The following is a 20,384-nucleotide window of genomic DNA, read 5'->3' as shown; positions in this document are numbered from 1 at the left end:
TCATGGCGCGCGCGGGCCGCCGGACGCAAGCCCGTGCGCGCGATCAACTGCCCGATATCAACAGGGCGCCGACATAACCCTTCGCCACGACGGATTGGCGCGCAGCCTCGGCCGCGTTGGCGCTCTCCCACGGACCGACCACGACATTATAGCGCCCGCCATTCCGGTCGGCGCGCACCCATCCGCTCAAATGCTCCGCGATTCGGCTCGCCTCGCCCTGGTCCGAGAAGGTCCCCGCCTGCACCCAGAAGCTCGCGACCTCCGCAACGACAGCCACCGGAACGGGCGAAGGCGCCGGCCCTGGCGCTCTGGTCGGCGCATCCGCGCGCAGGATCGTCCCTCCGCCCTGACGGGGGGCGCGGCCCAGGTACCGGACCCGCACCCGCCCGACGCCCTGCGACAGCATCCCCAACTCCTGCGCCGCCTCCCGCGACAGGTCGATGATCCGACTGTCAACGAACGGGCCCCGATCATTGACCCGGACCACCAGCCGACGACCATTTTCCAGGTTGGTGACCTCGACCAGCCCCGGCAGCGGCAGGGTCTTATGGGCCGCCGTCAGCTGGTGCATGTCGAACCGCTCGCCGCTTGAGGTCGGCCGCCCGTTGAAGGCGTCCCCGTACCAGGAGGCCAGGCCGACCTCCTCGTAGTCCGGCTGCTCCTTGGGCGTGTACCAGCGTCCGCGCACCTGATAGGGCCGCATCGTCCCCGACACGATCGGCGCCGGATCCTTGACCAAGGGAATTCCGCTCGCGCCGCCTTTACCGTCGACGGTCGAACAGGCCGCCAGCAGCGAGAACAGGCCCAGGATCAGGCCGCTGCGCATCCATTGTCCGGTCGTCATCGGTCGCACCTCGCCTCGATCCTCAAAAACAGGATGACCGAAGACATTTCCGCTTTGGTTAATGCGCCGTTCGCCTGCTATGGCGTCCGCCTCCGCTCAGCGCGGCAAGGAAGTGTGGCCGAGTGGTTTAAGGCACTGGTCTTGAAAACCAGCGACGGTGAGAGCCGTCCGTGGGTTCGAATCCCACCGCTTCCGCCATCCTGTCGATTTTACGCTATGATGCGATGTTGTGCGCGATAGCTACGCACACGCCGACCCTTTCCGCACCGTCGATCCGCGCTTGTCGATAGGCCTGCCGACAAGACCGGGTTTTCAGTCTTGCGCCTGCTGCCACGCCCGAACTCGGGCTCGGGCATTGGCGTAAGCGGATGAGGTATTAAACTGGATCATACGTCCCTTGGTCCATTTCCCGTACCAAGCGCCGCCATACAGTTCCTCATCTGACCGGGCCGTGATCGTCACCATCAGTCCTGTCTTCGCATCCTCCAGACGGGCGAGCAGTTCAGGCCATTCGATTGCGTTGCAATCGGCGTAGAATTTCTGCGCCAGCAGGCCGAGTTGGTTCCATTTGAAACCGGCCTCGGGATAGTCAACCGGTTCATCCCGGTCGTCACGATCCAGCCATTTCAGAACCAACTCGTTCCATCCGACCAGATAGGCCACCAGATCGGCCGGGCTCATGGTGGTTCCGTCGGCATGCCCCTTCATCGTGGCCTCACGTGCGCGGTTGGGCGGAATTTTCGCCAAATCCGCCATCAGCTTTGCGAACGTGGTCGTAATGGCGGTCAACAATTCCACCTTTGAGGTTGGAACAGCCATAAGGCTCCTTCCCATGTAAGCATCGATCTTCGAAATGATCCGCCCAACTCGGCCGGCCATTTGCCGAGCGATCGCCCTGACCGCCCCCCCCTTCAGGTCACGCGACGCTTCTCAAGCTTCCGGGCCAGGGTGCGGCGGTGCATGCCGAGGCGGCGAGCGGCTTCGGAGATGTTGAAGTCCGTCTCCACCAGGGTCTCGTGAATCCGTTCCCATTCCAGGGTCTTGATCGAGGTCGGGCGGCTGGTCAGCGGCGTGGCGGCGTCGCCCGACGCCTTGCCGAAGGCGGCTTCGATGTCATCGGTGCTGGCCGGCTTGGCCAGATAGTGACGGGCGCCCAGTTTGATCGCCTCCACGGCCGTGGCGATACTGGCGAAGCCGGTCAGGACGACGATGTTCATGTCGGCGTCAAAGGCGCGAAGGGTCGAGACGCACCCCAGGCCCGACGCGCCGCCCAGTTTGAGATCGACCACGGCGAAGCCCGGCCGGTGAATTTTCAGCACCTCGGCCATCTGATCGGGGCCGTCCGCGCTGACCACCGTATACCCCCGCCGTTCGAAGGACTTGCGCAGGGTGCGCGAGAAGGATTCGTCGTCCTCGACGATCAACAGGGTCGGGGTTTCATCAGTCATCGGACATCTCCTGCGGCGCCAGGGCGGCGATGGGGAGGATCAACCGCACCTCGCCGCCGCCAGCTGGGGGATTGGACGCTTCAACCGCGCCGCCCAGCGAACGCATCACATTCACCAGAAGAAACAAGCCCAAACCCGCGCCGGGGCGATCCTTCGTCGAATTATAGGGTTTGCCCAGCCGCTCCAGAATCGTGGCTGGAAAGCCGGGCCCATTGTCGCGGATCGCAAATTCCAGCTGCCCGTCGCGAACGACCGGAGACACGAAGATGCGGCGAGCCCCCGCCTCCACCGCATTGTCGAACAGGACGCCGAAGACCTGACGCAGGGCGGGGTCGGCGATGACGCTCGGATCGGGTCCGGTCCATGCCGTGACCTCGACCCGGACACGGGCGTCACGGGCGCTCCAGCCCTGAACCACCTCGTTCAGAAACCGGCCCATGGTCGTGCGCATCGGCGCCTGGCCTCTCGCCTCGCCCGCCGACATCAGGATGCCGGTGACGATGGCCTTGCAGCGCTCGACCTCGGCCTGCATCACGTCCATGTCCTGCTTCAGGTCCGCGTCGGCCTTCAGCATCGGCATCCTTCGCCAGTCGCTCAGTATGACGGACAGCGACGCCAGGGGCGTACCCAGTTCGTGCGCTGCCCCCGAAGCCAGCAGGCCCATGCGCACGATGTGATCCTGTTCCGTCGCCTGCTGGCGCACATCGGCGACATAGGCGTCGCGGGCGCGCAGATTGTCGTTGATCCGCGTCATGAACAGCACCAGCAGCACCGCCATCAGCAGGAAACAGATCAGGCTGCCCTGCATATAGAGGCTCAACAGAGCATCCTCGCTGTCGGGCGGCAGGTTCAGCGGCCGGTTGAATACGCCAAGGCCGGCGAAACACAGACTGGTGACGCCGATCAGCGACCAGGCGTAGACGGGGGCCAGAAGCACCGCGCCGAGCACGACCTGCAGCAGATAGAGGGCCACGAACGGATTGGCCGCGCCGCCGGTGAGGAAAAGCTGCCACGTCAGGGCCGCGACATCGGCCAGCAAGGCCAGCATGAGTTCCTGATCCGAGATGGCGTCCCGGCGCTGCGTCAGCGGGACGCTGACCAGATTGACCAGGGCCAGGCCGGCGGGTGCGATCAGCAGCCAGAAGACCGGCAGGCGGATGCCCATGACAAAATGGACCAGCAGTATGGTGGCGACCTGACCGGCGACCGCCAGCCAACGCAACTGGATCAGCAGGCGAAGATTTCGCCGGTTCGCGGTTTCCTGCGACACCGCCGTCTCGCGCCAGTCGCCGATGCCCAGCAGGCGTTGAAGCGTCTTGGTCATTGCGCGGATCGACGGCGCCGGACTTCGCGGGCCAAGAGCCCGAAGCCGACAAGGGTCATCAGGGCCATGCCGAACCAGGTCAGGGCGTAGACGAGATGGCTATTGGGAAATTTCACGATGGTCAGACCGCCCCTGGGCCAGCCGTCGGGATTGGGCGTCGCGTCGGCGTCTATGAAATAGGGCGCGACATTGGACAGCCCCCGGGCCGCAGCGATGGCCGCAATGTCGCGAGAGTACCAGCGGTCGCCCGCCGGATCATTCGTGCGCAGAAAACCGCCCCTGGGTTCGGTGATGCGCAACAGGCCGGTCACCTGTTGTTCGCCCGTCGCTTGCCCGCCCGGTCGATCCTTCTGCAAACGACGCTGTGGCGTGACGAAGCCCCGATTGATCAGAATCGTGGGGCCGGCGTCGGTCTGCAGCGGCGTCATGACCCAGAATCCGGCGCCGTAATCCGTGACGGCCTGAACCAGGGTCTCCCGATCATGTCGAAAAACGCCCCGCGCCGTGACGCGGCGATACTGGTCCGTCTCTCTCGACACCGTCGGCCAGGCGTCCGGTTCCGGCGCGGGTTGCGGCGCGGCGTGCACCCTCGCTTCGACCTGGGCGATCAGGTCGGTCTTCCACGCCAGCCGCTGCAACTGCCATCCGCCCAGGACGACGAAGCCCGCAAACAGCAACGCCGCGCCGACGCCGGCCCAGAACAGGGTCGGCGACAGACGCGGCGCGATTGGGCCTTGGGCCTTGATGGCGATCTCCCGGCCCTGTCCTCAGGAGGACATCTGGCTCATTTCGTGGGTGGCGGGCATCATGTTGGTGTTCAGGTGGTACATCACCCACAGCGAACCCGACAGGGCGATGACCACCACGATGATCGTGAAGATCAGGGCCAGCATGGTCCAGCCGCCCTCCGACTTGGAGTTCATGTGCAGGAAATAGATCATGTGGACCACGATCTGCACCACGGCGAACGCCATGACGATCAGGGCCGTCGCCTGGGGCGGCAAGGCGCCGGTCATCACCAGGGCGAACGGGATAGCCGTCAGGATCACCGACAGCACGAAACCGATCATATAGCTCCTGAAGGAGCCGTGATTGTGCGCCTCGTGACCCAGGTGGTCCACCTCGTGGGACTCGGGCGAGTGATCGTTCTTGTCGGCGCTCATCGAACCATGCCCAGCAGATAGACGAAGGTGAAGACGCCGATCCAGATGACGTCGAGGAAGTGCCAGAACATCGACAGGCACATCAGGCGGCGCTTGTTGGCGGGGATCAGACCCTTCCAGCTGACCTGAACCATCAGCGTCACCAGCCAGATGATGCCGAAGGTCACGTGCAGGCCGTGGGTGCCCACCAGGGTGAAGAAGGCAGACAGGAAGGCGCTGCGTTGCGGCGTCGCGCCTTCATGGATCAGGTGCGCGAACTCGTAGAGCTCGATTCCCAGGAAGGCCAGGCCGAACAGGCCGGTGATCGCCAGCCAGATCAGGGTCTGGGTCCTGTTGTTCTTGTCCATCGCCAGCATGGCGAAGCCGTAGGTGATCGACGAGAACAGCAGCATGGCGGTGTTGACCGCCACCAGCTCCAGGTCGAACAGCTCCTTGGGTCCCGGCCCGGCGGCGTAGTTGCCGCCCAGGACGCCGAACACGGCGAACAGCATCGCAAAGATGAGGCAGTCGCTCATCAGATAGAGCCAGAAGCCCAGCATGGTGCTGGAGCCTTCCTCGTGATGCGGCTCCTCTTCCAGATGGAAGACGTTCGGGTCGATCTCAGTCGCGGTCGCGCTCATGGATCAGGCCTCCGTTCCGGCCAGGGCGTGCGTGCGCGCCTCTTCGGTTTCGCGCACTTCACCCTCAGGGATGTAGTAGTCGCGCTTGTAGTTGAAGGTGTGGGCGATCGAGACCGCCAGCACGCCCACGAAGGTCAGGGCCGCCAGCCACCAGATGTACCAGATCAGCGCCAGACCCATCACCAGGCACAGGCCCGAGATGATGACCCCCGTGCCCGTGTTCGAGGGCATGTGGATGGCGCGATAGCCGGACAGCGGACGCTGATAGCCCTTCTTCTTCATGTCCCACCAGGCGTCGGAGTCGTGGATGACCGGCGTGGAGGCGAAGTTGTAGGCGGGCGGAGGTGAAGAGGTGGCCCATTCCAGGGTGCGGCCGCCCCACGGATCGCCCGTGATGTCACGCAGCTTGTCGCGATTGATGATGGAGACCGCGAACTGGATGAACATGGCCGCGATGCCCAGGGCGATGACGCCCGCGCCGATGGCGGCGATGACGAACCAGATCTGCAAGGACGGGTCGTCGAACACCCGCATCCGGCGCGTCACGCCCATGAGACCCAGGACATACAGGGGCGCGAACGCCAGCCAGAAGCCCGGCACCCAGCACCAGAAGCTGACCAGCCCCCAGAACTTGTTGAGTCTGAAGCCGAAAGCCTTGGGCCACCAGAAGTTGATGGCGGCGAACAGGCCGAACAACACGCCGCCGATGATGACGTTGTGGAAGTGGGCGACCAGGAACAGCGAGTTGTGCAGCACGAAGTCGGCCGGCGGCACGGCCAGAAGCACGCCGGTCAATCCGCCGATCACGAAGGTCAGCATGAAGGCGACCAGCCACATCATCGGCAGTTCGAAACGGATACGGCCCCGATACATGGTGAAGAGCCAGTTGAAGATCTTCGCCCCCGTCGGGATCGAGATGATCATCGTGGTGATGCCGAAGAAGGAGTTCACCGACGCGCCCGAACCCATGGTGAAGAAGTGGTGGAGCCACACCAGGTACGACAGGATCGTGATCACGACCGTCGCGTAGACCATCGAGGTGTAGCCGAACAGCTTCTTGCCCGAGAAGGTCGAGGCGACTTCCGAGAAGACGCCGAACAGCGGCAGGATCAGGATGTAGACCTCAGGGTGGCCCCAGATCCAGATCAGGTTCACGTACATCATCGGGTTGCCGCCGAAGTCGTTCGTGAAGAAGTTGGTGCCGACATAGCGGTCCAGCGTCAGCAAGGCCAGGACGGCGGTCAGGACCGGGAAGGACGCCACGATCAGGACGTTGGTGCAGAGCGACGTCCAGGTGAAGATCGGCATCTTCATCATGCCCATGCCCGGCGCCCGCATCTTCACAATGGTGGCGATCAGGTTGATGCCGGACAGGGTCGTCCCCACCCCCGCGATCTGCAGCGCCCATATGTAATAGTCCACCCCGACGCCGGGGCTGTAGCCGATGCCGGACAGCGGCGGATAGGCCAGCCAGCCCGTGCGGGCGAACTCGCCGACGAACAGCGAGGCCATGACGATGATGGCGCCGGCCGTCGTCATCCAGAAGCTGAAATTGTTGAGGAAGGGGAAGGAGACGTCGCGCGCGCCGATCTGCAGCGGCACGACATAGTTCATGATCCCCGTCACCATCGGCATGGCCACGAAGAAGATCATGATCACCCCGTGAGCGGTGAAGACCTGATCATAGTGGTGTGCGTTCAGATAGCCTTCGGACCCGCCGAACGCCATCGCCTGCTGCAGGCGCATCATGATGGCGTCGGCGAAGCCGCGCACGAACATGATCAGACCCAGGATCATGTACATGATCCCGATCTTCTTGTGGTCCACGGTCGTGAACCATTCCTTCCAGAGATAGCCCCAGAGCTTGAAATAGGTCAGGGCGCCCAGCAGGGCGACGCCGCCCAGCAGGACCACGATCATGGTCACGACCAGGATCGGCTCGTGCAACGGCAGAGCCTCGAGCGTCAACCGCCCGAAGATGAGTGGAATGAGGGTGTCAGCGTTCATCGACTGTGTTCGCTCAGGCGTTGGGGGAGGAACGGACGTCGGTCGAAACCGCCCCCGTCGATTGTTTGTCTGTGGACAGCGACGCCATCGGCACGCCCTGGGTCAAACCCAGGCCCGACAAAGGCGCCAGGCTGACAGGGGCGCTCGCCGCGTCAAGTTCGGCCCGGCGGATGCGATCAGCGGCCGCGGCCTCAGCCTGCAGCGGCGTGCAGATGGTCATGACATAGCTGTCGTTCGAGCCGAAGATCGCCGCGTTCTTTCCGCGACCGGCGTACTTGTCATAGACCAGCGGCATGGTGTTGCGCACCGAGGCCATGGTCAGGCCGCCCTTGCGGTCGATTTCCATCATCTCGCCCATGCACATCTTGCCCGGCTCGACGCACATGTTGAGGATCGCGTCCCACAGGCCGCCGTCGACCGTGGAGAAACGCATCGCCGGCACCTTCTCGCTGGGCTTTTCCAGTTCGAGGTAACGGTCGCGATCCAGCGCCTGACCACCCTGGCGAACCCCGGCGATCCAGCCGTCAAAGCCTGCCTGGTCCATGCCGTGGAAGGCGAAACGCATGTGCGAGAAGCCGTCGCCGGAATAGTTGGCCGAGAAGCCTTCATACTCGCCCGGACGGTTGATGACGGCGTGCAGCTTCGTCTCCATGCCCGGCATGGCGTAGATCTGGCCGGCCAGGGCGGGAATATAGAAGGAGTTCATCACCGAGGACGAGGTGATGTGGAAGCGGATGGGGCGATCCACAGGCGCGGCCAGTTCGTTGACGGTGGCGACCCCGTACTGCGGATAGATGAACAGCCATTTCCAATCGAGCGCGACCACATTGACCTGCAGCGGCTCAACGCTTTCGTCCACCGCCTGCCCCGGCTTGATCCGGTCGATCGGGCGGTAAGGATCGAGAAGGTGAGTGCCGGCCCAGGTCAGGGCGCCCAGGCAGATGATGATCAGCAGGGGCGCAGCCCAGATCACGACCTCCAGATGGGTCGAGTGGTCCCAGTCCGGTTGGTATTCCGCGTCCTTGTTCGACGCCCGGTATTTCCAGGCGAAGAATACGGTCAGCGCCATCACCGGAACGATGATGATCAGCATCAGCAGGGTGGAGATCATCAGCAGGTCGCCCTGCTGCTGGGCGATATCGCCGGCGGGTTTCAGCACGACCAGATTACAGGCCGACAGAAGCGCCACCATGGGCACGAGCAGGAGTAGGCGCAGACGGCGCAAGGCGGCTCCAATCGGGAAACATCGGACAACAGGGAGGAGTCGCGACGGTTGGCGTTCGAACTGGGCCGGATAGTCAGCTTCGATCAGAAACGACATTGGACAATCTGTCCTATCCTCAGATCGCGACTTTCGTCGCAAAGGGCGCCCGGTCATAATGCGGCATTACCGACGCATGCCCAAATCTCAAATTTCACGGAGCGATCCCAGCCCATGTCCGTCTCGACGACCCCTTCGTCAGAGTCGCTGGAACGCGACGCCGCAGCCCTCCACTCCGATCACGGCAAGGTGGACGCCGGCGAAATCGCCATCGGCGTGATCATTGGCCGGACGTCGGAGTTCTTTGACTTCTTCGTCTACGCCATCGCTTCCGTGGTCGTGTTTCCGCAACTGATCTTCCCGTTCGCCGGGCCGATCGGCGGCACGCTGCTGTCCTTCGCGATCTTCGCCCTGGCCTTCCTGGCCCGCCCTTTCGGCACGGCCCTGTTCATCGCCATCGACCAGAAGTTCGGGCGCGGCGCCAAGCTTACCATAGCGCTGTTCCTGCTTGGCACCTCGACCGTCGCGGTGGCCTTCCTGCCCGGCTATGAAACCATCGGCATCGCCGCCGCCGTACTGCTCGCTGTCTTCCGCATCGGTCAGGGCGTCGCGCTGGGGGGCGCCTGGGACGGCCTGGCTTCGCTTCTGGCGGTCAACGCCCCCGAGAATCGCCGCGGCTGGTACGCCATGATTCCCCAACTGGGCGCGCCCATCGGCCTGATCGTCGCCTCTGCCCTGTTCGCCTTCTTCCTGAACACCCTGTCGGCGGCCGACTTCCTGGACTGGGGCTGGCGCTATCCCTTCTTCGTGGCCTTCGCCATCAACGTCGTGGCCCTGTTCGCCCGCCTTCGCATCGTCGTGACCCCCAGCTTCCAGAAGCTGTTCGAGACCCGCGAGTTGCAGCCCACTCCGGTCCACACCGCCATCAAGGCTGAAGGCCCCCGGATCGCCATCGGCGCCTTCGCCCCCCTGGCCAGCTTCGCCATGTTCCACATGGTCACCGTCTTCCCCCTGTCCTGGGTCTTCCTGTTCACCCAGGAAACGCCGGTCCGCTTCCTGCTGATCGAAATGGTCGGGGCCGTTTTCGGCCTGCTGGCCATCCTCGCTTCGGGCGTTTTAGCCGATCGCTATGGCCGACGCGCCCTGCTGGCGGTCACCGCCGCCGGCATCGCCGCCTTCTCGGGCTTCGCCCCCCAGCTGCTGAACGGCGGGGCGATCGGCGAGCTGACCTTCATGATCTCCGGCTTCATCCTGCTGGGCCTGTCGTTCGGTCAAGCCTCCGGTCCGGTGGCGTCCAGCTTCTCCCTGGCCAACCGCTATACATCATCGGCCCTGACCTCGGACCTGGCCTGGCTGTTCGGCGCCGGCTTCGCCCCCCTGGTCGCCCTGTGGATCTCGAGCCAGTTCGGCCTGATCGCCGCCGGCGCCTATCTGCTGTCCGGCGCGATCTGCACCCTGGTCGCCCTGTGGCTCAACCGCGAACTGGCCCGCAGTTCCTCGGACAAGACCCCCGCCCCCAAGGCGTGATCCGCTTCAGCCGGATCGGAAAGCCCCGGTCTCGCCAGGCGGGACCGGGGCTTTTTCGTCTGCGTCGCCGCCACGGCGGCCCGTCAGCGGCTGTCGTGCGGCAGACCAAACCTGTCGATGACCCGGCGGCGTTTGATCGCGGGCTCAGGCATGGCTCGGGTTTTCAGCGATCCGAGGACCGCGCGTTGCGTCTCCCGCCAAGGGGTTTCGAAGGGTATTTGCAGCTACCAGACGCCCTTCAGCGCCGGTCCCCCAGCTCGACCTGAAGCCTGGGTCCGCGTTGTGCGCCGATCCAGTCAGCAGAGGAACCTGCGGAAGATCAGGCTTGTGAGACGGCGCTCATCTGCTCGGAAATCGCCTCTGCCGACTGGACCAGCAGGGTCGCCGCCTCCGCCTTGCTGCACACCACGGACGCCTGCTCGATAAAAGGGGTGATAAGGGTGGCTATGACGCCGTCCGACCCCATGATCGGCGCTACCAGATCGGTGACGCCGATCACAAAATCGCTGGGCCGCTCGACATGGGGCCCGCGCGTCATGGCCACGGCCCGTTCGGCGAACTCGGCGACCGCCGCATCTCCGAACAATGAGACCAGATTGTCGTGCAGGTGTTTGCGCGTCCTCGGGTTGGAGCGGGAATAGAATATCAGGCCCGAGGTCGCGTCCAGAATGCTGCGCCGATAGCCGATCCGGACCGAATAGCCGAGATCGCCGGGGCTCTCGATGCGCGCGATGACCACGATCTGGTCGCCGGACGGCACGACAAGGTGGCAGGATTGTCGCGTATTGGATGCAAGATCCCGCATGGCCGGCATGGCGACGTCGACCAGGGACTTAATGGGCGCCTGGGCCATGCCCAGGGTGAAGAGGCGGTTTGTCAGGCGATAGCCGTCGGGCGACTGTTCGATATAGCCCCGAAACTCCAGCACCTGGATCATGCGGAACAGTTCGCTGACCGAACGCCCCAGCGTCACCGACATCTGCGACGGCGTCATGGGTTCGCCCTGGGCCGACAGCAACTCAAGCACGTCCAACCCCTTCTCCAGCGCGGGCGCACGATATTTGCGGTGGTCAGTCGGGTCTTGATCGGTCATGAGAGTCCTGCGGCAATCCATAGGCTGCCGGGCGTCCCCATCCGGCGGCGCCCGCTAAGCGCGCCGATCTTAGCATTGTCGCAAGTAAAACTCGCAAGCACATATGAAATGCCATTGCGGCAGATGGACGCCTCCCCTACGCTTTGCGGAAGCCCGAACCAAAAGGGCACGATAGTTGGGGGAAATGCACATGACGCTCGCGGGCATCGATCTGGCCATTCTGGCGATCTACGCCGTCTTCATCTTCGGCCTGGCCCAGTGGGTCTCGCGGACCAAGGCCGGTGAGCAGAAGACCTCCACCGATTATTTCATGGCGTCCAAGAGCCTGCCCTGGTGGGCCATCGGCGCCTCGCTGATCGCGGCCAATATCTCGGCCGAACAGATCATCGGCATGAGCGGATCGGGCTATGTGATCGGCCTGGGCATCGCCTCCTATGAATGGATGGCGGCCCTGACCCTGCTGATCGTCGGCAAGTTCTTCCTGCCGATCTTCCTGCGCAACGACATCGTCACCATGCCGCAGTTCCTGCAGCAGCGGTACGGGCCGACGATCCGCAATGTCATGGCCGTCTTCTGGCTGCTGCTCTACGTCTTCGTCAACGTGACTTCGATCCTGTGGCTGGGCGCCATCGCCGTCCACACCGTGACCGGCTTCAACCAGGATTACGCCATCGTCGCCATCGGCGTCTTCGCCTTGGCCTATCAGCTGTGGGGCGGCCTCAAGGCCGTGGCCCTGACCGACATCGTGCAAGTCGCCCTGCTGGTCTGCGGCGGTCTGATCATCGGCTTCATCGCCCTGTCGACCATCGGCGGCGAGGGCGGCGCGGCGGCCGGCTTCCACACTCTGCTGACCCAGTTCCCCGAGAAGTTCGACATGATCCTGTCGAAGGACAATCCGCACTATCAGGAGCTGCCGGGCATCGCCGTTCTGCTGGGCGGCCTGTGGGTCATGAACATCAGCTACTGGGGCTTCAACCAGTACATCATCCAGCGCGCCCTGGCCGCCAAGTCGCTGCCGGAAGCCCAGAAAGGCATCGCCTTCGCCGCCTATCTGAAGCTGCTGATGCCGGTGATCGTGGTCCTGCCCGGCATGGCCGCCCTGATCCTGGCCCCGAACCTATCGGCGCCGGACCAAGCCTATCCGTCGATGATGAACCTGCTGCCGGTCGGTCTGAAGGGTCTGGTCTTCGCCGCCCTGATCGCCGCCATCATCGCCTCGCTGGCGTCCAAGGTGAACTCGATCTCGACCATCTTCACCCTGGACCTCTACGCCAAGATCAAGAAGGACGTGCCCGAGCACCAGCTGGTCACGGTCGGCCGCATCGCCGCCGTCGCCGCCGTGGTCATCGGCATCCTGACCGCCCGTCCCCTGTTGGGCGGGTTTGATCAGGCCTTCCAGTTCATCCAGGAGTTCACGGGCTTCTTCACGCCGGGCATCGTCGTCATCTTCATGCTGGGCCTGTTCTGGAAGCGCGCGTCTGAAGCCGGCGCCCTGACCGCCGCCATCGGCTCGGTGGTGCTGTCGGCCATCTTCTGGTGGCTGCAGGAGACCGGCCAGTTCATCTTCCCCTTCATGAACCGGGTCGGCGTCGTCTTCGTCGTCTCCCTGGTCGCGGCCGTGGTCGTGTCGCTGCTGATCCCGGCCAAGCCAGACGCCATGAAGATCAAGCTGGACCAGATCAGCTACAAGACCTCGCTGGGCTTCAATCTGGCCGCGGTCGGCGTCGTGGCCTTCCTGATCCTGGTCTATTCGATCTGGTGGTGACGGGGCGGCCCGCCGCCTCGTCGACGACCTACATCAGCTCGCGCTCGGCGTCCCATACGGGGCCCTCCCCCAGCTCCGCCCGGATGTCCCAGACCAGTTGCGGGGAGGCCAGGTCCAGGGAGACCGGTTTCGTTTCGCTCATGGTTCGGGCCGCCGAATTCAAAGGCGTTGAGCCGGTGGTGGAACCCCGTCGCTGTAAGACGTCGTGCAGGCGACGCTCCAAAACCCGCTTCCGAACGCGCGACCGGCGTCAGATCAGGCCTTGGCCCTTGGGCAGTTCGGCGTAACGGTGCACGCGCGTGGCCATCACCAGGCCGAAACCGATCATCACCGTCAGCATCACCGTGCCGCCATAGGACAGCAGCGGCATCGGCACCCCCACGACGGGCGCCAGCCCCATGACCATCGCGCCGTTGATCAGCACATACATGGCGAAGGTCGCGGTCACGCCCGACGCAGCCAGACGGCCGAAATGGCTGTGCGACAGGGATGCGATCCGCAACGAGATCAGGATGATCGCCGCATAACAGGCCAGGATGGTGAAGGAACCGACGAAGCCGAACTCCTCGGACACCGCCGCGAAGATGAAATCAGTGTGTTTTTCGGGCAGGAATTCCAGCTGGCTCTGGCTGCCCAGGCCGAACCCCTTGCCCAGGAAACCGCCGGAGCCCAGGGCGATCTTGGACTGCATGATGTGATAGCCCGTGCCCGACGGATCGGCCTCCGGGTTCAGGAAGGTCAGCACCCTGTGGCGTTGATACTCGTGCATACCGAACATCACATAGGGCGGAATCAGCGCCACGGCGGCGGCGCCCACAGCAGCGATGATCTTCCAGCTCAGCCCCGCCATGAACATGATGGCCGCGCCGGTCAGGCCGATCAGCATGGCCGAGCCCAGGTCCGGCTGGTGCGCCACCAGCAGGAAGGGCAGGCCGATGATGGCGACTGGATAGATCAGCTTCCAGTGGAAGCTGGCCTCCTTGGCCGAAGCGCCGTGATACCAGCGCGCCAGGGCCAGAACGACGCCGATCTTCATGATCTCCGACGGCTGGATGCGCGTCACGCCGAGGTTCAGCCAGCGGGTCGCGCCCATGGCCGTATAACCCAGGCCCGGAACCTCGATCAGGGCCAGCATCAGCAGGGCCACCCCATAGACCGGATAGGCCAGGCCGAACCAGAAGCGGATATTGACCATGGACAGGGCCAGCATCAGGGCCACGCACATGCCGAAGCGGATCAGGTGTTTCGCCGCCCACGGCGACCAGGACCCTCCGCCCACGGAATAGAGCATCAATGCGCCGGTGCCGGACACCACGCAGATCAGGGCCAGAAGACGCCAGTCGATCTGGCTGATCTTGGTCGAAACGCGCTCGCGCTCGCCGGGACGGGACAGGGCGGAAGCGGTCATCAGCGCGGCTCGGACAGATAGGGGCGTGGACCGCTGTTGGGGGGCGTCGCCTCACGGGTCTGACGTGAAGACTCTATCGGTGCCACGTCCGGCGTGGGCGGCGCAGCGCCCTCCAGCTCAACCGTTTCGGCTGAAGCGGTAGGCTCCGGCGGCGGCGGCCGCGTCATGCGCGCCACCATGTCAGGGTCCTTGAGCAAGACGGTGCGCATAATCTCACGCGCACGAGGCGCTGCGGCCGTTGCGCCACCCAACCCCCCGTGCTCGATGATGACGGCGATAGCGTAGCGCGGCTCGTCCACAGGAGCGAACGCCACAAATAGGTTGTGGTCCTTCAGCGCCCAGGTCACGTCGGCGCTCTTGCGAGAGCCGGTCCCGTAATTGCGCACCTGCGCCGTGCCCGTCTTGCCGGCCATCTTGATGTCGCCGAGCCCTAGCTGGCTCTGGCGATAGGCGCCGCCCCCGACGTCATTGGCCACCGCCACCATGCCCTGACGAACGATTTCAAGGTGTTCGGGTGGGAAAGGCAGATCGGGCACCGCAGCGCCGCTGGGTTGATCCACCCCGCCGACAGACTTGATCAGACGCGGCATGATCGCCTTTCGTGCATTGGCGAAACGCGCGGTCGTCACGGCGAGTTGCAGAGCTGTGACGTTCACGTCGCCCTGCCCGATCGCAACCGACAAGGTCTCGCCTGGATACCAGGTCCGAGAATCAGGGTTTGGATTGTTCTTGTTGTAGTTCGCCTTCCAGGCCCGACTGGGAATCGATCCGGCCTTCTGGTTGCCGACCCCGATGTCATAGGTCTGCATGAAGCCGATCTTCTTGCCGACCTCCTGAATCTTATCGACGCCGGCCCGATTGCACATGTGATAGAAATAGACATCGCACGACGTCTTGATCGCGTCATGCATGTTCACTGGTCCGTGGCCGCCGGGTTTCCAGCAGCGGAACGTTCGTGAGCCGAAGCGATAGCCCCCGGTGCAGACCACCCGCTCGTCAGGATCGACCCCAGCCTCCAGCAAGGCCAGCGAGGTTGTCAGTTTGAACGTCGACCCGGGGTGAAAGACGCCACCGATGGCCTTGTCGAGCAGCGGCTTGCGCTCATAATCGCGAAGAGCGCTGTAGACGTTGGATGGAATACCGCCAACAAACAGGTTGGGGTCGAACGAGGGCGCGGACACCATGCAGAGGATGTCGCCGTTGCGGACGTCCATCACCACGCAACCGCCGGACTCTTCGCCGAACACCTCCAGCGCCCGGTTCTGGACATCGGCGTCCAGAGTAAGAACGACCTCCTTGCCCGGCACCGCGGTGCGTGAACCGCCGATATCCTCGGCCACCACCCGGCCCCGAGCGTCCACTTCAACCCGGTTGCCGCCCGGCTCTCCGCGCAGGGCTTCATCCAGCGCTTTTTCGACGCCTTGGCGTCCGATCCGGAAACCGGGGTTGAACAGCAGCGGCGGCACCGTCTCGCCCTTATCGCGGATCGCCTTGACGTCGCGGTCAGACACCTTGGCGACATAGCCGATCACATGGGCGAAGGCGCCGCCGAACGGATAGTAGCGGGCCTCGTTCATGTCGGCCATGACGCCGGGCAGTTCGTTTGCGTACTGGTTGACCTTGGCGAACTCTTCCCAGGTCAGGTCGCTCTTGACCGGCACCGGGTTGAATTTGGGCGAGGCGTTGACCTCGCGGATGATCGCGCGTCGACGTTCCAGCGTGTCGGGCAGCAGACGGCCCAGAAGATCCAGCGTCTGATCCAGATCCTTGGTCTCGTCACGGATCACCAGCACCCGGAAACTGGGCCGGTTGCCGGCGATGACCACGCCGTTGCGATCCTTGATCAGGCCGCGCGGCGGCGGGACCAGGCGGAAGTTGAACTGGTTCTGCGACGACAGGGTCGCATATTCCTGGGCCTGGACGACCTGAAGCTGGGCCAGCCGCCCCACCAGGGCCGTGACCCCCAGGGCCGTCAGCCCGCCGAACACGAAGGTGCGGCGCAGGAAGGAGCCTTGCCGCTCGTTGACGTCGGAAAAGAAGATGGAGGGTTCGCCGCTCATCGGAACCGGATATCCCCGTCGTCGAACCGTTCCAGCATCCAGTCGGCGATCGGATACAGGATCAGGGTCGGCAGAATCTGGCCGATCAGGGCCAGGATCGCCGGCGGATTGCCCGCCCTCACCGCCACGATCACATAGGCGACCAGGAAGGCGGCCAGGGTGCAGGCCATATACCAGGCGAAGCGGATCACCCCCTCATGCCCAGCCAGCAGATTGCGCGACAAAAGGATCACGACATAGACGCCCATCAGACACAGAGCCCAAAGGCCCAGAGGTCCGTTCCAGAACAGGTCCAGGAACAGGCCAAGCCCGAAGAGTACTGCGGGCGCCGTCATCGACGGCCGGATCAGCGGCCAGGCGAAGGCCAGCACCATCGGAAACACCGGCTCCGGCAGCATCAAGCCAAACAGTTGCACAGGCGTGGCGAAGATGATGGTGGCGGCGATCGCCGCCAGGGCTGGATAGACGATCCATTGCAGAGGTCCGACGACGCGGACCGCGACCGGACGTCTCACGTCACGCCCTCCGGCGCCTGTGCGGGCGTTGGTTGTGGAGACGTCGCCGCCGATGGCACCTCGGCGGCGGGTCGAGTTTGCGCCGGACGAGTCTGAACGGGACGCGCCTGGGGCGCCGCCGGTGTTGTTGCAGGCGGTGTCGCGGCGACGGCGGCGGCGGCGCGCGCCCGTGCCGCTTGGGCCTCCGCGGCCGCCTGACGGCGTGCTGCCGCGTCGCCTATGGCGCCCGCCTGTTCAGCGTTCGGCGGAGGCGCCGTGGTCAAACCGGCCAGGGGCGGCGCATTGAGCGCGTTCGGATCGATCAGTTGGCCGAAGTCCTGGAACAGCAGAACCCGCACATAGTCGATGGCGCCGCGATCGCTGAACAGTTTCACGCGCCAGCTACCGTCGATCCCCTTGGCCGCCACGCCGATGGGAATGCCGCGCGGCAGGCCGCCGCCATCGCCGGAACTCAGGATCCGGTCGCCCGCCTGCACAGAACCGGCCCCGCGCACGAACTCCAGCCGGGGGTTGTCGCTCCCGTCGCCGGTCAGCAGGGCGCGGGCGTCGGTGCGGTCCACCAGAACCGGCGTACGGGACGCGACGTCGGTCAGCAGCACCATGCGACTGACGCCGCCGGTGACGCCGGTGACGCGGCCGATCAGACCGTGCTCGTTAATGACCGGATTGCCGATCCGCACGCCTTTCGACGCGCCGACATCCACCAGCTTGGCGCGATTGAAGGGGCCCCGGGCATCCGAAATGGCGCGCGCCGTGACCATGGGCACGGCCGGCTCGGTCCGCAGACCCAGCATGGCTTCATAACGGGCGTTGACGTTCTTCAAGGCGATGGCCTGGTCGCGCCAGGGCTCCAACTCGGCCACCTCGGCCCTCAGCCGCCGGTTCTCGGACACTGCAAAGAAATACCCGCCGATGTAATCGGTGACGGCGCCGACCCAGCGCACCGGCGCGGCGAAGACGCCGCTGACCGGCCCGGTCACAGAGGCCGCAGCCCCCCGCGCCGCGCCATAGCTGGAGCCGCCGTCCGGCGTCGTGCGATCGCTGACAAGAAGAAGAGCCGCGCCCGCCATGGCCACGACTGCGACCACCGCGGCGGTCCAGGCCAGCGGCACCTTCAGGTTTTCAAAAGGGCCGTCGCGAAACGCCACGGGCGACCTTCCACATAAGGGGTTGGAATCGGCAGGCGCCCCTGCCGTCATGCCTGCCTATCGCAAAATCGGGGCCAGAATGGAACCGTTGATCGCGAAGGCCCGAAAGGATTTGCAGCCAGGTTCTCACCCGGCTGCAGACGAATTGATCAGAGCGCCGAGTCGAGCACGCCCTTCATCCAGCGCGGATGTTCCAGAACGCGGCCGCAGCCGATGGCGACGCACGACAGCGGATCGTCGGCGACCGAGACCGGAAGGCCGGTATGGTCGCGGATCTCGATGTCCAGGCCGCGCAGCAGGGCGCCGCCGCCCGTCAGCATGATGCCCTTGTCGGCGATGTCGGCGGCCAGTTCCGGCGGGGTGGCTTCCAGCGCGACCTTCACGGCCTCGATGATCTGGGTCACCGGCTCGGCCAGGGCTTCCGCGGCCTGGCGTTCCGAGATGCGGACCTCGCGCGGCACGCCCTGCATCAGGTCGCGGCCCTTGACCTCGATCGACAGGCCTTCGCCGTCGGCCGGGATACGAGCGGTGCCGATGTCCTTCTTGATGCGCTCGGCGGTGGTCTCGCCGATCAGCAGATTATGGTTGCGACGCATGTAGCTGATGATGCTGTCGTCCATCTTGTCGCCGCCGACGCGGACCGAACGCGAATAGACGATGCCCGACAGCGACAGAACGGCCACCTCGGTGGTGCCGCCGCCGATGTCGACGACCATCGAGCCGGTCGGCTCGTGGATCGGCAGGCCGGCGCCGATCGCGGCGGCCATCGGCTCGTCGATCAGGCCCACGCGGCGCGCAGAGGCGTTCAGGCAGGAGTCGTTGATGGCGCGACGCTCGACCGCCGTGGCGCCCGACGGCACGCAGACGATGATCTTCGGGTTCACGAAGCCCTTGCGGTTATGCACCTTGCGGATGAAGTGCTTGATCATCTCTTCGGCGACTTCGAAGTCGGCGATGACGCCGTCACGCATCGGGCGGATGGCTTCCATGTGGCCCGGGGTGCGGCCCAGCATCTGCTTGGCCTCTATGCCTACGGCGTGGACGATCTTGCGTCCGCCGACATTGCGCAGGGCCACGACCGAAGGCTCGTTCAGGACGATGCCCTTGCCCTTCATGTAGATCAGGGTGTTGGCGGTGCCCAGGTCCATCGCGATGTCGTTGGAGATCGCGCCGAAAAGGGAAAAGCTCATGGGAATCGATACCGTTGTTCTTTGACCGAGGGCGTCAGTTTCGCAGTTGACCTGGCGACGCCCCGCTGCCCTGACATCCCCTTGTCGGACAGCTTCCTGATCGTCTTCGCCACGTCTACCGTTGGCCCGTGTGCCCGTATGAAACAGGGAATACAACCCCCTTAGCGCACCGTATCCAAGTTCACCCCCAACCCTGTGGAACAGCCGCGCTTGGGGGTGTTCACGTTAGCGTCATGAGGGTGGGAAACAGCCTGTGAAACATGCTGCCTTTCGCTTGCCGGATCAGTCGCCGCGCGCGACTTCGCGCCGCTTCACCCATTCGCGAACACCCAGCATCAGAGCCAGCCAGGCCAGGGCCACGCCCGCCAGTATGGCCGAGGTCCAGACCCCGTCGCCGCTGACCGCCGTCATGAAGGACCCGCCGAAGAAGGCCACCAGGGCCGTCTTGGGCAGCACTCCGAGCGCGCAACCGGCCAGGAAGCCGGAAAAGGACGCCCGCGCCGCGCCGAACGCCATGTTGACGACGATGAAGGGCGCCGATGGCACGTTGCGGATCATGAAACTGGCGTAGAAGGCGTTCTGACCCACGAACCGGGTCAGCCGCCCCACCGTCCTGCCCCCGTGCCGTTCAAGCAGGCGCGCCGTCGGCCCGCGCCCCATCCAATAGGTGACGGCGGCTGAGGCGACCGTGGCGATCCAGCTGTACAGAAACCCGAACCAGGGTCCGAAAGCCACGACGCAGGCGGCGATCAGGATGAACTGCGGCGCCCCGAAGAAGGCCGCGACTGTGAAGACGACGATGGCGGCCGGCAGTCCCCAAGGCCCATGCCTGAACCCGCCCAGCCAGGCCTCCAGCCTCACCTCGGCGTCCAGGCCCAACTGGCTCTTGCCCACGGCGAACAGGGCGATCATGGCGCCCAGCAGAAGGGCCGTCGCCAGTACGGCGCGCCAGCGACGCGCCTCCATATTCGACAGGAAATCGATGATCCAGCGCATCAGGTGCGCCGCTTA

At 64.7% G+C, this 20,384-nt stretch carries 18 protein-coding genes and 1 tRNA gene; 3 read left to right on the top strand and 16 right to left on the bottom strand.

Annotated elements, in window-relative coordinates:
• Positions 1 to 43 precede the first annotated feature (43 nt).
• Positions 44 to 844 carry a septal ring lytic transglycosylase RlpA family protein gene (locus ACP7CK_RS05560; RefSeq protein ID WP_426025361.1) on the bottom strand — a complete coding sequence of 267 codons (801 nt, stop codon included), beginning with the start codon at positions 842 to 844 and terminating at the stop codon, positions 44 to 46.
• A 108-nt stretch (positions 845 to 952) separates the two neighbouring features.
• Between ACP7CK_RS05560 and ACP7CK_RS05555 the strand changes: the two genes are divergently transcribed.
• Positions 953 to 1,042 (top strand) — tRNA-Ser (locus ACP7CK_RS05555).
• A gap of 114 nt (positions 1,043 to 1,156) precedes the next feature.
• Here ACP7CK_RS05555 and ACP7CK_RS05550 read toward each other — a convergent pair.
• The 8 genes from ACP7CK_RS05550 to cyoA all read right to left on the bottom strand — a co-directional run bounded on the left by ACP7CK_RS05550 (position 1,157) and on the right by cyoA (position 8,631).
• Positions 1,157 to 1,663: a ClbS/DfsB family four-helix bundle protein gene (locus tag ACP7CK_RS05550; RefSeq protein ID WP_426025360.1), complete on the bottom strand. Its 507-nt coding sequence runs from the start codon at positions 1,661 to 1,663 to the stop codon at positions 1,157 to 1,159.
• Between the two features lie 92 nt (positions 1,664 to 1,755).
• Positions 1,756 to 2,292 carry a response regulator transcription factor gene (locus tag ACP7CK_RS05545; protein WP_008264133.1) on the bottom strand — a complete coding sequence of 179 codons (537 nt, stop codon included), beginning with the start codon at positions 2,290 to 2,292 and terminating at the stop codon, positions 1,756 to 1,758.
• Entirely contained in the window at positions 2,285 to 3,616 is a 1,332-nt protein-coding gene (locus ACP7CK_RS05540) for an ATP-binding protein (protein ID WP_008261611.1), read from the bottom strand. The genes ACP7CK_RS05545 and ACP7CK_RS05540 overlap by 8 nt, the downstream gene beginning before the upstream one ends.
• The gene (locus ACP7CK_RS05535; RefSeq protein WP_426025359.1) at positions 3,613 to 4,293 is read right to left on the bottom strand and encodes an SURF1 family protein; all 681 of its coding nucleotides are present in this window, start codon (positions 4,291 to 4,293) and stop codon (positions 3,613 to 3,615) included. Before ACP7CK_RS05535 ends, ACP7CK_RS05540 begins: the two co-directional genes overlap by 4 nt.
• A 90-nt stretch (positions 4,294 to 4,383) precedes the next feature.
• Complete coding sequence (cyoD, locus tag ACP7CK_RS05530; protein ID WP_035306277.1) at positions 4,384 to 4,779, bottom strand: cytochrome o ubiquinol oxidase subunit IV; 396 nt, start codon at positions 4,777 to 4,779, stop codon at positions 4,384 to 4,386.
• A complete protein-coding gene (cyoC, locus tag ACP7CK_RS05525; protein ID WP_292148705.1) occupies positions 4,776 to 5,399 on the bottom strand; it encodes a cytochrome o ubiquinol oxidase subunit III in 624 nt (207 codons plus the stop codon). Before cyoC ends, cyoD begins: the two co-directional genes overlap by 4 nt.
• A gap of 3 nt (positions 5,400 to 5,402) precedes the next feature.
• The gene (cyoB, locus tag ACP7CK_RS05520; protein ID WP_426025358.1) at positions 5,403 to 7,406 is read right to left on the bottom strand and encodes a cytochrome o ubiquinol oxidase subunit I; all 2,004 of its coding nucleotides are present in this window, start codon (positions 7,404 to 7,406) and stop codon (positions 5,403 to 5,405) included.
• Positions 7,407 to 7,419: 13 nt separating this feature from the next.
• The gene (cyoA, locus tag ACP7CK_RS05515) at positions 7,420 to 8,631 is read right to left on the bottom strand and encodes a ubiquinol oxidase subunit II (RefSeq protein WP_292148703.1); all 1,212 of its coding nucleotides are present in this window, start codon (positions 8,629 to 8,631) and stop codon (positions 7,420 to 7,422) included.
• Positions 8,632 to 8,841: 210 nt separating this feature from the next.
• Here cyoA and ACP7CK_RS05510 point away from each other — a divergent pair, with 210 nt between their 5' ends.
• Positions 8,842 to 10,194, top strand: a complete 1,353-nt coding sequence (locus ACP7CK_RS05510; RefSeq protein WP_008260602.1) for an MFS transporter — start codon at positions 8,842 to 8,844, stop codon at positions 10,192 to 10,194.
• Between the two features lie 319 nt (positions 10,195 to 10,513).
• On the opposite strand, the gene ACP7CK_RS05505 is transcribed toward ACP7CK_RS05510, so the two are convergent.
• Complete coding sequence (locus ACP7CK_RS05505; RefSeq protein WP_372704569.1) at positions 10,514 to 11,287, bottom strand: IclR family transcriptional regulator; 774 nt, start codon at positions 11,285 to 11,287, stop codon at positions 10,514 to 10,516.
• A 190-nt stretch (positions 11,288 to 11,477) separates the two neighbouring features.
• Between ACP7CK_RS05505 and ACP7CK_RS05500 the strand changes: the two genes are divergently transcribed.
• The gene (locus ACP7CK_RS05500) at positions 11,478 to 13,052 is read left to right on the top strand and encodes a sodium/sugar symporter (protein ID WP_035305271.1); all 1,575 of its coding nucleotides are present in this window, start codon (positions 11,478 to 11,480) and stop codon (positions 13,050 to 13,052) included.
• Positions 13,053 to 13,302: 250 nt separating this feature from the next.
• Here ACP7CK_RS05500 and rodA read toward each other — a convergent pair whose 3' ends face one another.
• The 6 genes from rodA to ACP7CK_RS05470 form a co-directional block, all read right to left on the bottom strand.
• Positions 13,303 to 14,460, bottom strand: coding sequence for a rod shape-determining protein RodA (gene rodA / locus ACP7CK_RS05495; RefSeq protein WP_008259084.1), 1,158 nt, complete (start codon positions 14,458 to 14,460; stop codon positions 13,303 to 13,305).
• Positions 14,460 to 16,520, bottom strand: coding sequence for a penicillin-binding protein 2 (mrdA, locus tag ACP7CK_RS05490; protein ID WP_426025357.1), 2,061 nt, complete (start codon positions 16,518 to 16,520; stop codon positions 14,460 to 14,462). Before mrdA ends, rodA begins: the two co-directional genes overlap by 1 nt.
• Entirely contained in the window at positions 16,517 to 17,035 is a 519-nt protein-coding gene (locus tag ACP7CK_RS05485) for a hypothetical protein (RefSeq protein WP_292148697.1), read from the bottom strand. The genes mrdA and ACP7CK_RS05485 overlap by 4 nt, the downstream gene beginning before the upstream one ends.
• Positions 17,032 to 18,183: a rod shape-determining protein MreC gene (gene mreC, locus ACP7CK_RS05480; RefSeq protein WP_426025356.1), complete on the bottom strand. Its 1,152-nt coding sequence runs from the start codon at positions 18,181 to 18,183 to the stop codon at positions 17,032 to 17,034. Before mreC ends, ACP7CK_RS05485 begins: the two co-directional genes overlap by 4 nt.
• Positions 18,184 to 18,332: 149 nt before the next feature.
• Positions 18,333 to 19,373 carry a rod shape-determining protein gene (locus ACP7CK_RS05475; protein WP_008260883.1) on the bottom strand — a complete coding sequence of 347 codons (1,041 nt, stop codon included), beginning with the start codon at positions 19,371 to 19,373 and terminating at the stop codon, positions 18,333 to 18,335.
• Between the two features lie 282 nt (positions 19,374 to 19,655).
• A complete protein-coding gene (locus ACP7CK_RS05470; RefSeq protein WP_426025355.1) occupies positions 19,656 to 20,369 on the bottom strand; it encodes a TVP38/TMEM64 family protein in 714 nt (237 codons plus the stop codon).
• Positions 20,370 to 20,384: the final 15 nt, after the last annotated feature.

It is taken from the genome of Brevundimonas sp. TSRC1-1 (assembly GCF_049898245.1).
GTDB classification, from domain to species: domain Bacteria; phylum Pseudomonadota; class Alphaproteobacteria; order Caulobacterales; family Caulobacteraceae; genus Brevundimonas; species Brevundimonas mediterranea_A.
The sequence above is the reverse complement of the archived record's forward strand: the minus strand, read 5'-3'. Positions and strand labels throughout refer to the sequence as shown.

What these genes read in the sequence shown, in the direction of transcription:
- ACP7CK_RS05500 (WP_035305271.1), top strand. Translation starts at nt 11,478, where the DNA reads ATGACGCTCGCGGGCATCGATCTGGCCATTCTGGCGATCTACGCCGTC.
- ACP7CK_RS05545 (WP_008264133.1), bottom strand. Translation starts at nt 2,292, where the DNA reads ATGACTGATGAAACCCCGACCCTGTTGATCGTCGAGGACGACGAATCC.
- ACP7CK_RS05475 (WP_008260883.1), bottom strand. Translation starts at nt 19,373, where the DNA reads ATGAGCTTTTCCCTTTTCGGCGCGATCTCCAACGACATCGCGATGGAC.
- cyoB (WP_426025358.1), bottom strand. Translation starts at nt 7,406, where the DNA reads ATGAACGCTGACACCCTCATTCCACTCATCTTCGGGCGGTTGACGCTC.
- ACP7CK_RS05505 (WP_372704569.1), bottom strand. Translation starts at nt 11,287, where the DNA reads ATGACCGATCAAGACCCGACTGACCACCGCAAATATCGTGCGCCCGCG.
- ACP7CK_RS05470 (WP_426025355.1), bottom strand. Translation starts at nt 20,369, where the DNA reads ATGCGCTGGATCATCGATTTCCTGTCGAATATGGAGGCGCGTCGCTGG.
- ACP7CK_RS05560 (WP_426025361.1), bottom strand. Translation starts at nt 844, where the DNA reads ATGACGACCGGACAATGGATGCGCAGCGGCCTGATCCTGGGCCTGTTC.
- mrdA (WP_426025357.1), bottom strand. Translation starts at nt 16,520, where the DNA reads ATGAGCGGCGAACCCTCCATCTTCTTTTCCGACGTCAACGAGCGGCAA.
- cyoD (WP_035306277.1), bottom strand. Translation starts at nt 4,779, where the DNA reads ATGAGCGCCGACAAGAACGATCACTCGCCCGAGTCCCACGAGGTGGAC.
- ACP7CK_RS05550 (WP_426025360.1), bottom strand. Translation starts at nt 1,663, where the DNA reads ATGGCTGTTCCAACCTCAAAGGTGGAATTGTTGACCGCCATTACGACC.
- ACP7CK_RS05540 (WP_008261611.1), bottom strand. Translation starts at nt 3,616, where the DNA reads ATGACCAAGACGCTTCAACGCCTGCTGGGCATCGGCGACTGGCGCGAG.
- cyoC (WP_292148705.1), bottom strand. Translation starts at nt 5,399, where the DNA reads ATGAGCGCGACCGCGACTGAGATCGACCCGAACGTCTTCCATCTGGAA.
- rodA (WP_008259084.1), bottom strand. Translation starts at nt 14,460, where the DNA reads ATGACCGCTTCCGCCCTGTCCCGTCCCGGCGAGCGCGAGCGCGTTTCG.
- ACP7CK_RS05510 (WP_008260602.1), top strand. Translation starts at nt 8,842, where the DNA reads ATGTCCGTCTCGACGACCCCTTCGTCAGAGTCGCTGGAACGCGACGCC.